This window comes from Pseudomonas sp. TR47, assembly GCF_044143025.1.
Taxonomy (GTDB): Bacteria; Pseudomonadota; Gammaproteobacteria; order Pseudomonadales; family Pseudomonadaceae; genus Aquipseudomonas; species Aquipseudomonas putida_E.
In genome coordinates, this window is sequence record NZ_JBHFCS010000009.1 from 17,634 (window position 1) to 32,644 (window position 15,011).

Annotated in this window: 11 protein-coding genes and 1 pseudogene; 2 read left to right on the forward strand and 10 right to left on the reverse strand. The window is 60.1% G+C overall.

The window, feature by feature from the left end:
• Window positions 1-2 precede the first annotated feature (2 nt).
• Both rfbA and rfbC read left to right on the forward strand, forming a co-directional pair.
• Complete coding sequence (gene rfbA, locus ACEWE8_RS11850; RefSeq protein WP_046787375.1) at window positions 3-884, forward strand: glucose-1-phosphate thymidylyltransferase RfbA; 882 nt, start codon at window positions 3-5, stop codon at window positions 882-884.
• Window positions 884-1,259: pseudogene (gene rfbC, locus ACEWE8_RS11855) on the forward strand (dTDP-4-dehydrorhamnose 3,5-epimerase); the annotation flags it as partial. The gene rfbA and the pseudogene rfbC, both read left to right, overlap by 1 nt.
• Before the next feature lie 735 nt (window positions 1,260-1,994).
• On the opposite strand, the gene ACEWE8_RS11860 reads toward rfbC, so the two are convergent.
• From ACEWE8_RS11860 to serC, 10 genes are all read right to left on the reverse strand, one after another.
• On the reverse strand, window positions 1,995-3,371 hold the full coding sequence (locus ACEWE8_RS11860; RefSeq protein WP_046787376.1) for a phosphomannomutase/phosphoglucomutase: 1,377 nt from the start codon (window positions 3,369-3,371) through the stop codon (window positions 1,995-1,997).
• A 130-nt stretch (window positions 3,372-3,501) separates the two neighbouring features.
• Complete coding sequence (locus tag ACEWE8_RS11865; protein WP_046787377.1) at window positions 3,502-4,944, reverse strand: mannose-1-phosphate guanylyltransferase/mannose-6-phosphate isomerase; 1,443 nt, start codon at window positions 4,942-4,944, stop codon at window positions 3,502-3,504.
• 309 nt (window positions 4,945-5,253) lie between these two features.
• Complete coding sequence (locus ACEWE8_RS11870) at window positions 5,254-6,702, reverse strand: MBL fold metallo-hydrolase RNA specificity domain-containing protein (protein WP_046787378.1); 1,449 nt, start codon at window positions 6,700-6,702, stop codon at window positions 5,254-5,256.
• Window positions 6,703-6,806: 104 nt separating this feature from the next.
• Window positions 6,807-7,070, reverse strand: coding sequence for a lipopolysaccharide assembly protein LapA domain-containing protein (locus ACEWE8_RS11875; RefSeq protein ID WP_039601301.1), 264 nt, complete (start codon window positions 7,068-7,070; stop codon window positions 6,807-6,809).
• Window positions 7,071-7,090: 20 nt separating this feature from the next.
• A complete protein-coding gene (ihfB, locus tag ACEWE8_RS11880) occupies window positions 7,091-7,387 on the reverse strand; it encodes an integration host factor subunit beta (protein ID WP_012313292.1) in 297 nt (98 codons plus the stop codon).
• Between the two features lie 257 nt (window positions 7,388-7,644).
• Entirely contained in the window at window positions 7,645-9,321 is a 1,677-nt protein-coding gene (gene rpsA / locus ACEWE8_RS11885; RefSeq protein WP_012313291.1) for a 30S ribosomal protein S1, read from the reverse strand.
• Between the two features lie 123 nt (window positions 9,322-9,444).
• Complete coding sequence (gene cmk / locus ACEWE8_RS11890) at window positions 9,445-10,131, reverse strand: (d)CMP kinase (RefSeq protein WP_046787379.1); 687 nt, start codon at window positions 10,129-10,131, stop codon at window positions 9,445-9,447.
• Window positions 10,128-12,368, reverse strand: a complete 2,241-nt coding sequence (locus ACEWE8_RS11895) for a bifunctional prephenate dehydrogenase/3-phosphoshikimate 1-carboxyvinyltransferase (RefSeq protein ID WP_046787380.1) — start codon at window positions 12,366-12,368, stop codon at window positions 10,128-10,130. The genes cmk and ACEWE8_RS11895 overlap by 4 nt, the downstream gene beginning before the upstream one ends.
• Before the next feature lie 417 nt (window positions 12,369-12,785).
• Complete coding sequence (gene pheA / locus ACEWE8_RS11900; RefSeq protein ID WP_039604669.1) at window positions 12,786-13,880, reverse strand: prephenate dehydratase; 1,095 nt, start codon at window positions 13,878-13,880, stop codon at window positions 12,786-12,788.
• On the reverse strand, window positions 13,880-14,965 hold the full coding sequence (gene serC, locus ACEWE8_RS11905) for a 3-phosphoserine/phosphohydroxythreonine transaminase (protein WP_039604670.1): 1,086 nt from the start codon (window positions 14,963-14,965) through the stop codon (window positions 13,880-13,882). The genes pheA and serC overlap by 1 nt, the downstream gene beginning before the upstream one ends.
• Window positions 14,966-15,011: the final 46 nt, after the last annotated feature.

The window sequence follows — 15,011 nt, forward strand, 5'->3', positions numbered from 1 at the left end:
TAATGGCGCGCAAAGGAATTATCCTGGCAGGAGGTTCAGGCACCCGCCTGCACCCCGCCACGTTGTCGGTATCGAAGCAGCTTCTGCCGGTATACGACAAACCCATGATCTACTACCCGCTCAGTACGCTGCTGCTGGCACGTATTCGTGACATCCTTATCATCTCTACACCTCAAGACACGCCGCGCTTCGAGCAATTGCTGGGCGATGGCGCGCAATGGGGTCTGAATATTACTTATGCCGTGCAACCGAGCCCTGACGGCTTGGCGCAAGCATTCACGATCGGCGCCGACTTCATCGGCAATGATCCGTCCGCTCTAGTATTAGGCGACAACATTTTCTACGGCCATGATTTCCAGGCACTTCTGCTGAAAGCAGACCGCCAGGATGCTGGGGCGTCTATGTTTGCCTACCACGTTCAGGATCCAGAGCGTTATGGCGTGGCCGAGTTCGACAAGCATGGCTGCGTATTGTCAATCGAGGAAAAGCCAAAGTCGCCTAAGTCCAGTTACGCCGTAACCGGCCTGTACTTCTATGACAATCAAGTTGTCGACCTCGCTAAACAACTGATACCGTCTACTCGCGGCGAGCTGGAAATCACCGACCTTAACAACCTGTACTTGCAGCAAAAACAGCTGAAAGTCGAAATCATGGGCCGTGGCTATGCTTGGCTGGACACAGGCACTCACGACAGCTTGCTGGATGCCAGCCAGTACATAGCAACTATAGAGCGTCGTCAGGGCCTGAAAATCGCCTGCCCCGAAGAAATCGCATATCGCGCTGGCTGGATCAGCGCAGAACAGGTCGAACGTTTGGCCCAGCCCCTGCTGAAAAACGGATACGGACAATACCTACGTAATCTACTTGAGTTGAAGATTTTCTGATGCGTGCAATACCTTTGGCAATCACCGAAGTCATTCTTTCACCCCCAAAGTATTCGGTGATGACTGCGGCCTTTTCTATGAGAGCTTCAACGCCAGAGTCTTCAGCGAAGTCACTAGCTTGCAGCCAGATTTCGCTCTCAGGACAACCACCCACGCTCGGCGAAGGGTGTTCTGCGCCACCTACACTACCAACTGTCGCCCCATGCCCAAGGCAAGTTGGTGCGCGTAGTCCAGGGCGAAGTCTTCGACGTGGCATTGGACATTCGCCGCTCATCGTCAACATTCGGCAAATGGGTCGGGGCAGTGCTATCGGCAAAAAACAAGCAACAGTTATGGATTCCGGAAGGTTTCGCGCACGGCTTCATCACTCTGACAGCTAGCGTGTGCTTGATCAACGGTATCAGTTCCTTCAGTGCGGCATAGCTGTACTGAAGGAATTGGCTATTTTAGGTAATTGCCCATCAATCGAACAGGTCGGCCTCACTCAGTGCGACGCCTCGCTGATCTTTTTCTGACAGCAGTGGCTTGCCGTGTCAGCATATTGATTCCGGCGCACTCAAAATCCGACGTGAAGCCGGCCACATTTTCACCCCAATGTGGCGAAGGCATCTCATGCCGAAAGCGTATGATTACCCGCCCCAAACAGCACGAACATCAGAGCTAGATAATCCGACCCCAAGAAAGCAGCAACCCCCCAGGCAAACCTCGAAATACGGGAATATCAGAGCAATAATTGGCAGCTAGTGCTGCGCGACCTCAATCAATGAGGCGCCATGGCCTTCTACCCCTTAAGCAGCAACCACGGTGCGGCTAGCACTTTACAACTCGGCCAGGTCAGCATAGCTCAATCCTTACAACCCGAACAAACACAGACAACTGCAGGCACGCGCGCAAGCCCTATGCTAACTAGCAGTCACTCCAACCTCTCTTACAATTCAGCTCAATGCTCACCTCGACAGTTTGGGCCCACAGCACAGTAAAGACAGCCAGTCTCGGGCAATGATACTTACATAGCTCAAGCTTGTCCGGAATAGAACCCAACCTGCTGCTAAATGCTCGCTCAATAACTAGAGGAACAATAAAGCGACGATAGCTCTACACCTCCTTTGATCATACGGAATATGACCAACCACTAATTAAACGAGAAATTTCTTCGACCCTACTTTTTACTTCCTCTTGATCGCCACGGCTTTCTACATTAAGTCGCAACAACGGCTCGGTATTGGAGCCTCGCAGACTGAAACGCCAAGCACTAAATTCAACACTGATTCCGTCGGTGCGGTCAACGCGAGGATTATGGGACAGATAGAAGGCAAGAATCTTATCGATGCTGCCCTTAACGTCAGCCACCTCGTAGTTGATCTCGCCACTGCACGGGAAGGCGGCAATGCGCTCGTCTACCAGTTGGGCCAGGCTCTTGCCGGTGACGCTCATCAGCTCGGCGACCAGCAACCACGGGATATTGCCGCTGTCGCAGTAGGCGAAATCGCGGAAATAGTGGTGCGCGCTCATTTCGCCGCCATACACCGCGTCTTCGGCGCGCATGCGCTCCTTGATGAAGGCGTGGCCGGTCTTGCTCTGGATGGCGATGCCGCCCGCTGCTTCGACTTGCTCGATGGTGTTCCAGGTCAGGCGCGGGTCATGGATGATCTTGCTGCCGGGGTGCTTGGCCAGCAGCATTTCAGCCAGCAGGCCGACAACATAGTAACCCTCGATGAAACGGCCCTGGTTGTCGAAGAAGAAGCAGCGGTCGAAGTCGCCGTCGAACGCGATACCCATATCGGCGCCGGTGTCGAGCACGGCTTGACGGGTCAGGTCGCGGTTTTCTGGCAGCAGTGGGTTGGGAATGCCATTGGGGAAGTTGCCATCCGGCTCACCGTTGATGATGGTGATGGCCAGCGGCAAGCGGGCTTTGAGCAGCTCCAGTACCGGGCCCACGGCGCCATTGCCCGGGTCGGCCAGCACCTTGAGGGGCTTGAGGGCCGACAAGTTGACGTAGGTCAGCAGGTGGTCGATGTAAGCGGTCTTGTCGAACGCCTCGCGCACGCTGCCAGGGGTGGCGGCCTGGGTGCCGAGGTCGCCGGCTTCGACACGCTGGCGGATGTCGTTCAGGCCGGTGTCGCCGCTGATCGGACGCGACTGCTCGCGCACCAGCTTCATGCCGTTGTAACCCTTGGGGTTGTGGCTGGCGGTGACCATGATGCCGCCATCGGCCTGGTAATGGCTGGTGGCGAAGTAGACTTCTTCGGTACCGCACAGGCCGATGTCGATCACATCGGCGCCGCCTTCGGTCAGGCCCTTCATCAGGGCACGGGACAGGCCGGGGCTTTCCAGGCGCATGTCGCGGCCGACCACGTAACTGCGCCCGCCCAGCTGGGCCACCAGGGCGCGGCCAATGCGGTAGGCAATGTCGTCGTTGAGGTCGGTCGGCACTTGGCCGCGGATGTCATAGGCTTTGAAACAGCGGGTCTGGATAGGTGCGTACATACATCTCTCTCGATGCGGCGCCGCCTGGGCAGCCACCGTCTGGAAGGGGATGGTCGGCGATTGAATAGCCGCATGAAAATCGGCCCGTGGCCTCGGCGAGGCGCTCACGGGCCGATGGGAAGGCCTGCTATCAGGCGTTGCAACGACCGTATTTGTCCTCGAAGCGGACGATGTCGTCTTCGCCGAGGTAGTCACCGCTCTGCACTTCGATCAGGACCAGGTCTATGACACCTGGGTTTTCCAAACGGTGTTTGTGGCCGGCACGAATGAAGGTGGACTCATTGGTGTTGAGCATCAGCTCCTGGTCATCGTTGACCACTACTGCCATGCCGCTGACCACGATCCAGTGTTCGCTGCGATGATGGTGCATCTGCAGCGAAAGCGACGCCTTGGGCTTGACCACGATGCGCTTGATCTTGAAGCGCTCGCCGTCTTCGAGCGTGGTGTAGGTACCCCACGGGCGATGCACGGTCTGGTGCAGCAGGTGGGCAGCGTGGCCGTCGCTTTTCAGGCGCTTGACGATGTGTTTGACGTCCTGGGCGTGGTCCTTGTGCGCAATCAGCAGCGCATCGGGGGTATCGACCACCAGCAGGTCCTGAACGCCGACCAGAGCAGCCAGGCGGTCTTCGGAGTTGACGTAGTTGTTGCTTGCGCCATAGGCCATCACTTCGCCTTCGAAGCGGTTGCCGTTCTCGTCCGGGGGGGTCAGCTCGCTGACCGCGTTCCACGAGCCGATGTCGCTCCAGCCGATGTCGCACGGGATGGTTGCGACTTTCTGCGAACGCTCCATCAGGGCGTAGTCGATGGAGATGTCGGGCACACTGGCAAAGCTGTCGGCATCAAGTGCCAGGCAGCTGTAACCCTTGGAGCTCGAGCGGCGGGAGGCTTCGAGGGTTTGCGCAACGGCATCGAGCACGTCCGGGGCGTGGGCCTTGAACTCCTCGATCACGGCACCGACCTGGAAGCAGAACATGCCCGCATTCCAGAAATAGTTGCCGGCCTTTACATAGGACTCTGCGGTTTTAAGGTCAGGCTTCTCAACGAAGCGTTCGACCTTCAGGCCACCTTCCAGCGCGCCACCAGCGGCCGCTTCGATGTAGCCGAACCCGGTCTCCGGATACTGAGGTTTGATACCGAACGTCACCAGCCAGCCTTGCGAAGCAAGGTTCATCGCCTTGGCTACCGCTTCGCAGAAGGCTTCTTCGTTCTGGATCAGGTGGTCGGCAGCCAGGACCAGCATATGGGCCTGCGGGCCATGGCTCTGGTGCAATTGCAAAGCTGCGGCAGCTACCGCTGCAGCGGTATTGCGGCCAAAAGGCTCAAGAATATAGCCTTGTGCATGGCCTTGGGTATTGATGGTCCGGTATTCGTCTTCAGTCTTGAACAGCAGTTCACGATTGGTAACGGTGAGCACTTCAACCACGCCGTCCAGACGGGCAGCGCGCAGAAAAGTCTTCTGAATAAGATTTTGCCCGTCTGGCAGCGTCATGAACGGCTTGGGGTGAGCCTCACGGGATACTGGCCACAGACGGCTGCCAACGCCACCGGAAAGAATTACCGGGATCAATTCCATATTCGAGTCCTTAACGGCACCTTGAAGTTATCAACCTCAGGGAACCTGCATGTGTCTTATTTCTGACCGCCGTCACGAACGAGCGCAACGGCGCTAAAAAGTACGCCTAGCGTGTTAATTTCCTGGCCATCCATAGGCTCAAGACGCAAGCATCGGCCTGTAGAATACCAGAGATTTTTCTTTGTAGCTCCCCTTGGATCTTGCGGGCCATCGGCCCACGGGGCACATTGCCAGCATGTGTAAAGACCAAGAAACACGCTGCGCGACGGCATGGGACAACACATACCGTCGAAGTTTCGTGAAGCTTGTTTATTCTGGGATAACCATATCGGGACGATGCATAAGGTTACTGAAACGACGCCTCAAAGCATCGGCCAGTGCAATTTTTGCGCGACTTTCTCCATGCACTAATAGAATTCTTTGCGGGGCATCGGGCATGCCGACAGCATATTCAATCAAACCTGCCTGGTCCGCATGCCCTGAATAACCACCAAGGCTAAAAACCTTGGCCCTGACTTCATACATATGCCCATCCAGATCAACCTGAACAAAGCCTTCCCCACCTTCACAGGCCTGGATAACCGCTCCCGGCGTACCTTTTGCCTGATACCCCACAAACACCACCTCATGCCGCGGATCACCGAGCATCGCCTTGAGGTAGTTGACGATCCGCCCGCCGGAACACATGCCATTGCCGGCAATGACAATGGCTGGCCGCCCCGTGCTCTTGAGGTAGTTGACCACCTGCTGATGCTTGGCATGGGTATCAACGCACAGCAGCTGACCGAAGCCGAGCGGGTCCCTGCCCTCCCCGAGCCGCTGCCTGGCTTCGGCATTCCAGTATGCGTGCAACTCCGAATAGGCCTTGGTTATGCGCTGCGCCAGTGGCGAATCGAGAATGATCGGTAAGCGGGACCAGTTCACCCCCAGCTCTGGCGCGCTCGCCTCGCTCACCTTGCGTTGATTGAGTATGGACTTGCGATGGAGGATGTCCTCGATCTCGTACAGCAGCTCTTGGGTACGCCCCAGGCTGAAAGCAGGAATGAGGATGGTGCCGTTGTCCGCCAGCGCGCGGTCGATAACCGCCTCCAGCCGCTGCTGCCTGTCGTCGCGGGGCGCATGCAGCCTGTCGCCATAGGTGCTCTCCAGCACCAGAACGTCCGCGCGCTCTGGCGGCTGAACGGCGCGCAATAACGGATTGCAAGGGGCGCCTAAGTCGCCCGAGAACACCACCCGCGTGCTGGGTTCTACGCCCGGATAGCGCACATCGCATTCAACATAGGCTGAACCGAGCAGGTGCCCGGCACGCTGAAGGCGCACGGAACAGGCCACGCCCTGGCCTTCGACCACGGTGTGCCACTGTTCGAAAGGTAGGGCGACCACCAGCCGCTGCAACAAGGCGAGGTAGCGGTCTACCTGAACCGGGTCCGAGCTGATACCGAGCTTGTAGGCATCCTCGAGCACCAGGGGCAGCAGCTTCGCCGAGGGTTCGCTGCACAGGATTGGCCCACGAAAACCCGCAGCCAGCAAGGCGGGGATGCGGCCGACATGGTCGAGGTGGACATGGGTAATGATCAACGCCTGGATACCGCCGATATCGAAACCGATCGGTGCGAATTCGGCGCCTGGCGCAGCATCTGCACCTTGCTCCAGACCACAATCGACCAGCAGGCTTTGCGCTTCATCAAGGTGAAGCTGGTGACAAGAACCGGTTACACCGCGGGTGCCACCGTGATGGGAAAGGCTGGGATATTCCATACTGCTGCACGCTCGCCTGGGCAGGAAAAATGAAGCAGGTATTACTTCATTTCCAAAGGCGCATGCACAGGTGAGGGATTCCTAAATGGAAGTAGGATTATTCATCACTTACCTTCCAGCGCTGCCTGCCTGGCCGAGGCGCGAATCTTGCGTTTGCTGCGCTGTACGCCGTAGGCGCCCAACAGCGGGCCAATCGCCAGGCCTACTACCAGGGCCGCCAGCACCGGTACCGCAACCGGCAACTCGGGCGCCGACCAGCCAAACAGCACGAGCGCCACGGCCTGCTGGTTCTCCAGCACGAAGAACAGCACCACCGCCGCCAGCAGCAGCACGAACAACGCCGCCAGGGCGCGCTTGAGGTTACGCATCAGACTGGCTCCTTCATCGGTCAGGGGTGCTCGTGCTCTTCTTCATTGACGCGATCACGCAGCTCTTTGCCGGGCTTGAAGTGCGGAACGAACTTGCCTTCCAGTTCGACCGACTGGCCGGTCTTGGGGTTGCGCCCTACGCGTGGAGCGCGATAGTGCAAAGAGAAGCTGCCAAAGCCGCGGATCTCGATGCGATCTCCGGTGGCCAGGCATTGGGACATCTGTTCAAGCATGGTCTTGATGGCCAGCTCCACATCCTTGGACGAGAGCAGCCCTTGATGGGTGACAATACGTTCGATCAGCTCCGACTTCGTCATATTTTTCCCTTCGTTATCAAGCAGCTAGATCATTGCTTAATCAGTTTGTAGCACGCTCGGAGGGATTTGAACAGGGTGGTTCTTGACTTAATAAAAAAATTCAAGAATGGAGTGTTAGGAAATAAGCTTGGGCCTGCTCTGCAGGCCATCGCCGGCAAGCCGGCTCCTACAGGGGATAGGGTCAGGCTTGAGGAGATTTTGGGCATAAAAAAAGGGTGGCCCGAAGGCCACCCTTTTTTACACCGATCAAACAGAACTTAGTTCTGCTTGGCCATTGCTTCGCGCAGCAGCGCAGCCATGGTGGTATCGGCAGCCGCTTCCGGAGCGTTTTTCAGGCTCTGGATGGCTTCACGCTCTTCAGCGTCGTCTTTCGACTTGATCGACAGGCTGATCACGCGCGACTTGCGGTCAACGCTGATGATCTTGGCTTCGATCTCTTCGCCTTCCTTCAGAACGTTACGCGCGTCTTCAACGCGGTCACGGCTGATTTCGGAAGCTTTCAGAGTGGCTTCGATGTCGTCGGCCAGGGTGACGATGGCGCCTTTGGCGTCAACTTCTTTCACGATGCCCTTGACGATAGCGCCCTTGTCGTTGACAGCAACGAAGTTGGAGAACGGATCGTCTTCCAGCTGCTTGATGCCCAGGGAGATGCGCTCGCGCTCTGGGTCAACCGACAGGATGACGGTTTCCAGCTCGTCGCCCTTCTTGAAACGACGTACGGCTTCTTCGCCGGTTTCGTTCCAGGAGATGTCGGACAGGTGAACCAGGCCGTCGATGCCGCCGTCCAGGCCGATGAAGATACCGAAGTCGGTGATCGACTTGATGGTACCGGTGATCTTGTCACCCTTGTTGAACTGGCCGGAGAAGTCTTCCCATGGGTTGGACTTGCACTGCTTGATGCCCAGGGAGATACGACGACGCTCTTCGTCGATGTCCAGAACCATGACTTCCACTTCGTCGCCAACCTGAACGACTTTCGACGGGTGGATGTTCTTGTTGGTCCAGTCCATTTCGGAAACGTGTACCAGGCCTTCAACGCCTTCTTCCAGCTCAGCGAAGCAGCCGTAGTCGGTCAGGTTGGTAACGCGAGCCTGTACGCGGGTACCTTCTGGGTAACGCGCAGTGATAGCAACCCACGGATCTTCGCCCATCTGCTTCAGACCCAGCGAAACGCGGTTGCGCTCACGGTCGAACTTCAGAACGCGTACGTCGACTTCGTCGCCAACGTTAACGATTTCGGAAGGATGCTTGATGCGCTTCCAGGCCATGTCGGTGATGTGCAGCAGGCCGTCGATGCCGCCCAGGTCCACGAATGCGCCGTAGTCGGTGAGGTTCTTGACGATACCTTTGACTTGCTGGCCTTCCTGCAGGGTTTCCAGCAGGGCTTCGCGCTCGGCGGAGTTCTCGGCTTCCAGCACGCTGCGACGGGAAACGACAACGTTGTTGCGCTTCTGGTCCAGCTTGATGACCTTGAATTCCAGCTCTTTGCCTTCCAGGTGGGTGGTGTCGCGCACAGGGCGGACATCAACCAGGGAGCCCGGCAGGAACGCACGGATGCCGTTAACGTCGACAGTGAAGCCGCCCTTAACCTTACCGTTGATAACGCCCTTGACCACTTCTTCGGCGGCGAAAGCTGCTTCCAGAACAATCCAGCACTCGGCGCGCTTGGCTTTTTCACGGGACAGTTTGGTTTCGCCAAAGCCGTCTTCGACCGCGTCCAGCGCAACGTGAACTTCGTCACCGACCTTGATGGTCAGCTCGCCAGCTTCGTTGTAGAACTGCTCGAGCGGGATGACGCCCTCGGACTTCAGGCCAGCGTGTACGGTAACCCAGTCGCCGTCGATGTCGACAACGATACCGGAGATGATCGCACCCGGCTGAAGATTGAGGGTTTTCAGGCTTTCTTCAAAGAGTTCTGCAAAGCTTTCGCTCATTTTAATTCCTGTAGATTCGGGCGAAACAGACGCCCATCGCCACACTCCAGACAATGTGGGTTTCGTTAAGTAAAGGAAAGCGGGCAGGACGTTGACTGGTGCCCCTGCCTGCTTTCCTGACGATCAGACCAAGTCGCGCTGGGCGAGCTCGCTCCTGATACGGTGCAGCACCTGCTCGATGGACAGCTCCGTGGAGTCCAGCTGAATGGCATCGGCCGCCGGCTTGAGCGGGGCCACTGCGCGCTGGGTGTCGCGCTCATCGCGCGCACGAATCTCATCTAGCAGACTCGACAGACTAACATCTTCGCCTTTGCCCTTCAACTGCAGGTAGCGGCGACGGGCACGTTCCTCGGCACTGGCGGTCAAAAACACCTTCAGCGGCGCATCCGGGAACACCACGGTGCCCATGTCGCGGCCATCGGCGATCAGGCCCGGCGCTTCGCGGAAGGCGCGCTGGCGCTGCAGCAGGGCTTCGCGCACTGCCGGCAGGGACGCCACCATCGACGCACCGGCACCGACCGTCTCGGTGCGGATGACATTGCTGACGTCCTCACCTTCGAGAATGATCTGTTGCAGCTTACCCGGCTCGGCGGCGATGAACTGCACATCCAGATGGGCGGCCAGGGCCTTGAGCAGCTCTTCGTTGGTCAGGTCGACACCGTGGTTGCTGGCGTTGAACGCCAGCAGGCGGTAAAGCGCGCCGGAATCCAGCAGCCGCCAGCCCAGTTCGCGCGCCAACAGGCCTGCGACGGTGCCCTTGCCCGAGCCGCTCGGGCCATCGATGGTGATGACCGGCGCTTGCAGATTCACGACTTGCCCTCTTCTGCCACGCGGATACCCACCTCGGCGCACAGCGCGAGGAAGTTGGGGAACGAGGTGGCGACGTTGGCGCAATCATGGATGCGGATTGGCGCGCTGGCGCGCAGCGAGGCAACGCTGAAGGCCATGGCGATACGGTGGTCGCCGTGGCCATGCACTTCGCCACCGCCAATCTGGCCGCCGTCGATGATGATGCCGTCGGGGGTCGGCTCGCACTTCACGCCCAGGGCGATCAGGCCGTCGGCCATTACCTGGATACGGTCGGACTCTTTCACCCGCAGCTCTTCGGCGCCACGCAGCACGGTACGCCCTTCGGCACAGGCAGCAGCCACGAACAGCACCGGGAATTCGTCGATGGCCAGCGGCACCAGGTGCTCAGGGATATCGATACCCTTGAGCTTGGCACCGCGCACACGCAGGTCAGCCACTGGTTCGCCGCCGACTTCACGCTGGTTTTCCAGGGTGATGTCGCCGCCCATCAGGCGCAGGATGTCGATGACACCGGTGCGGGTCGGGTTGATGCCGACATGTTCGAGCACCAGCTCCGAGCCCTGGGCAATGGATGCTGCCACCAGGAAGAACGCAGCCGAGGAGATGTCTGCGGGCACTTCGATGCGGGTGGCGGTGAGCTTGCCGCCGGACTGCAGCGAAGCCACCGGGCCGTTGGACTCCACCGCATAGCCGAAGCCGCGCAGCATGCGCTCGGTGTGGTCACGGGTGGGCGCAGGCTCGGTAACGGTGGTTTTGCCTTCGGCGTACAGGCCGGCCAACAGCAGGCAGGATTTGACCTGGGCACTGGCCATCGGCAGCGTGTAGGTCAGCGCCTTGAGCGTGTGGCCACCACGGATGGTCAGCGGTGGGCGGCCGTCCGGGCCGGTTTCGACCACCGCGCCCATTTCGCGCAGCGGGTTGGCCACGCGGTTCATCGGGCGCTTGGACAGCGAGGCGTCGCCGGTCATGGTCACGTCGAACGACTGGCCGGCCAGCAGGCCCGAGAGCAGGCGCATGGAGGTGCCGGAGTTGCCCACGTAGATCGGCCCGGGCGGTGGCTTGAGGCCGTGCAGGCCAACACCGTGGATGGTCACGCGGCCGTGGTTCGGGCCTTCGATGACCACCCCCATGTCACGGAAAGCCTGAAGGGTCGCCAGGGCGTCCTCACCTTCGAGGAAGCCTTCGACTTCGGTCGTGCCTTCGGCCAGGGAGCCGAGCATGATCGAACGGTGGGAAATCGACTTGTCGCCCGGTACGCGGATTCGCCCGGTCAGGCGGCCACCCGGTTGGGCCAGGAAAATCAGATCGTTGGCGTTCATAGCGTCCACATAGGCCCGGCGGGCCAAGATTTTACTGAAATGCTCGCGGGCAACCCGAGCGCGGGTGAATACACCCAGCAACTGGTGCCCGTCCCCTGCATCGACCGCGTCGCGCAAGGCGTCGAGGTCGCTGCGAAAAGTGTCCAGGGTGCGCAGGACAGCCTCGCGGTTGGCGAGGAAGATGTCATGCCACATGGTCGGGTCGCTGCCAGCGATTCTGGTGAAATCGCGGAAACCACCGGCAGCGTACCGGAAGATCTCAAGGTTTTCATTGCGCTTGGCCAATGAATCGACCAGGCCGAAGGCCAGCAGGTGCGGCAGGTGGCTGGTGGCGGCCAGCACTTCGTCGTGGCGCTCGACCGGCATGTGCTCCACGTCGGCCTCCAGCGCACGCCACAGGCGGTCGACCAGGGCCAGGGCGGCGGGGTCGGTTTCGGGCAGCGGCGTGAGGATGACCTTGTGGCGGCGGAACAGGGTGGCGTTGGAGGCCTCTACCCCGCTCTGCTCGGAGCCGGCGATGGGGTGGCCGGGCACGAAGTGGCGCAGGCGGTCGCCGAACACCTCACGCGCAGCACGCACCACATTGCCTTTGGCGCTGCCGACGTCGGTGATGACGGCGCTGCCCAGGTCCAGTTGCGCCAGGCGCGACAGCAGCTTTTCCATGGCCAGGATCGGTACCGCCAGCTGGATGACGTCGGCGCCGACACAGGCGGCGGCGAGGTCTTCTTCGCAGCGGTCGACCACACCCAGGGCCACAGCTTGCTTGCGTGAAGGGGCATCCAGATCGACGCCGACCACTTCGCGGCACAGGCCGCTTTCACGCAGGCCTTTGGCGAAGGAGCCGCCGATCAGGCCCAGGCCTACGACGACGAGGCGGCCGATGAGCGGTGCGGGTTTGTTTTTTGCTGCATTTACCACTGGTACGAACCCTGTTCAGAAATCAGGACAGTCTTTGGGACCGCAGGGGGCTGCTTTGCAGCCCATCGCGACACAAGGCCGCTCCTACAAGGGATTGCAGACGCCTGTAGGAGCGGCCTTGCGTCGCGATGGGGCGCAAAGCGCCCCCAACAACCTTGAATCAAAGCACCGCCTTTGGATACGAGCCCTGCCCCCAGGCCTACGACGACGAGGCGGCCGATGAGCGGTGCGGGGTTGTTTTTTGCTGCATTTACCACTGGTTCGAACCCTGTTCAGAAATCAGGACAGTCTTTGGGACCGCAGGGGGCTGCTTTGCAGCCCATCGCGACACAAGGCCGCTCCTACAAGGGATTGCAGACGCCTGTAGGAGCGGCCTTGCGTCGCGATGGGGCGCAAAGCGCCCCCAACAACCTTGAATCAAAGCACCGCCTTTGGATACGAGCCCAGTACCTTCAGCGCCACAGCCTCTTGGCTGATCTTCTCCAGCACGGCCTTGATCAGCGGGTCGCGGTGGTGGCCTACGAAGTCGATGAAGAACACGTAGGTCCACTTGCCACTGCGCGACGGGCGGGTCTCGATGCGGGTCAGGTCGATGCCGTTGTCGTGGAACGGCACCAGCAGTTCGTGCAGGGCACCTGGCTTGTTGCTCATCGAAACGATGATCGAGGTCTTGTCGTCACCGGTCGGCGGCACTTCCTGGTTGCCGATCATCAAGAAGCGCGTGGAGTTGTCCGGGCGGTCTTCGATCTTCTCGGCCAGGCGGGTCAACCCGTACAGGTTGGCGGCCATGTCGCCGGCGATCGCCGCCGAATTCCACTCGCCCTTGACCCGCTTGGCGGCCTCGGCATTGCTCGACACCGCCACGCGCTCCACGTTCGGGTAGTGCGCGTCCAGCCACTTGCGGCACTGGGCCAGCGATTGGGCATGCGAGTAGATGCGGGTGATGCTGTCGGTCTTGGTGCTTTCGCCCACCAGCAGGTGATGGTGGATGCGCAGCTCGACTTCGCCGCAGATCACCATGTCGTGCTCGAGGAAGCTGTCCAGGGTGTGGCTGACCGCACCCTCGGTGGAGTTTTCCACCGGCACCACGCCGAAATTGACGGCGCCGGCCGCCACTTCGCGGAACACTTCGTCGATGGCAGCCATCGGGCGGCTGATCACGGCGTGGCCGAAGTGCTTCATGGCCGCGGCCTGGGTGAAGGTGCCTTCAGGCCCCAGGTAGGCGATTTTCAGCGGCTCTTCCAGGGCCAGGCACGACGACATGATTTCGCGGAACAGCCGCGCCATCTCTTCGTTGCCCAGCGGCCCCTTGTTACGCTCCATCACGCGCTTGAGCACGGCAGCTTCACGCTCAGGGCGGTAGAACACCGGCTGCTCGCCTTCGGCCAGCGAGGCGGTCTTGACCTTGGCCACTTCCTGGGCGCAACGGGCGCGGTCGCTGATCAGCTCGAGGATTTTCTCGTCGAGGCTATCGATGCGTACGCGCAGCGCCTTGAGCTCATGTTCGGACATCAGCCGTGCTCCTTCTCGAATTCGGCCATGTAGGCCACCAGCGCCTCGACAGCGTCCAGGCCCAGGGCGTTGTAGATGGAAGCGCGCATGCCGCCCACCGAGCGGTGGCCCTTGAGGTTGAGCAGGCCACGGGCATCGGCGCCGGCCAGGAAGGCCTTGTCCAGGCGCTCATCGGCCAGGCGGAACGGCACGTTCATCCACGAACGGGCGTTGTGGCTGATCGGGTTGGTGTAGAACTCGCTGGCGTCGATGAACCCGTACAGGCGGTCCTTCTTGGCGCGGTTGCGTTGCTCCATGGCGTCGACGCCACCCTGCTCCTTGAGCCACTCGAAAACCAGGCCCGAGAGGTACCAGGAATAGGTGGCCGGGGTGTTGTACATCGAACCGTTGTCGGCCGAGACCTTGTAGTCGAGCATGGTCGGGCAGCTGCTGCGGGCGTGGCCCAGCAGGTCTTCGCGAACGATCACCACCACCAGGCCGCTCGGGCCGATGTTCTTCTGCGCGCCGGCGTAGATCAGGCCGTACTGCGACACGTCGATCGGGCGCGAGAGGATGTCGGAGGACATGTCGACCACCAGCGGAACGTCACCGGTTTGCGGCACCCAGTCGAACTGCAGGCCGCCGATGGTCTCGTTGGAGGCGTAGTGGACGTACGCTGCGTTCTTGGTCAGTTGCCACTCGTTCTGGCCAGGGATGGCCAGGTAGTCGTATGGCTTGGCACTGGCGGCGACGTTGACGTTGCCGAAACGGCGCGCTTCTTCGATGGCCTTTTTCGACCAGATACCGGTTTCGACGTAGTCGGCAGTGCCGTTCTCCGGCAGCAGGTTCAGCGGGATTTCGGCGAACTGCTGGCTGGCACCGCCCTGCAGGAACAGGACTTTGTAGTTGGAGGGGACGGACAGCAGGTCACGCAGGTCCTGCTCGGCCTTTTCGGCGATGGCCACGTAATCGTCGCTGCGATGGCTCATTTCCATCACCGACAAGCCCTTGCCATGCCAGTCCAGCATTTCGGCTTGGGCGCGCTGCAGGACAGCTTCAGGAAGCGCGGCAGGGCCTGCGCAGAAGTTAAAGGCTCGTTTGCTCACATCCACTCTCGCTCTGCCAAATAGAACAAAATCGTTTGTTGCAGGC

Excerpts from the sequence above, each read along its gene's own strand:
- pheA (WP_039604669.1), bottom strand. The coding sequence starts at position 13,880 with ATGTCCGAACATGAGCTCAAGGCGCTGCGCGTACGCATCGATAGCCTC.
- ACEWE8_RS11870 (WP_046787378.1), bottom strand. The coding sequence starts at position 6,702 with ATGGAATATCCCAGCCTTTCCCATCACGGTGGCACCCGCGGTGTAACC.
- ACEWE8_RS11875 (WP_039601301.1), bottom strand. The coding sequence starts at position 7,070 with ATGCGTAACCTCAAGCGCGCCCTGGCGGCGTTGTTCGTGCTGCTGCTG.
- rpsA (WP_012313291.1), bottom strand. The coding sequence starts at position 9,321 with ATGAGCGAAAGCTTTGCAGAACTCTTTGAAGAAAGCCTGAAAACCCTC.
- ACEWE8_RS11865 (WP_046787377.1), bottom strand. The coding sequence starts at position 4,944 with ATGGAATTGATCCCGGTAATTCTTTCCGGTGGCGTTGGCAGCCGTCTG.
- rfbA (WP_046787375.1), top strand. The coding sequence starts at position 3 with ATGGCGCGCAAAGGAATTATCCTGGCAGGAGGTTCAGGCACCCGCCTG.
- ACEWE8_RS11860 (WP_046787376.1), bottom strand. The coding sequence starts at position 3,371 with ATGTACGCACCTATCCAGACCCGCTGTTTCAAAGCCTATGACATCCGC.
- ihfB (WP_012313292.1), bottom strand. The coding sequence starts at position 7,387 with ATGACGAAGTCGGAGCTGATCGAACGTATTGTCACCCATCAAGGGCTG.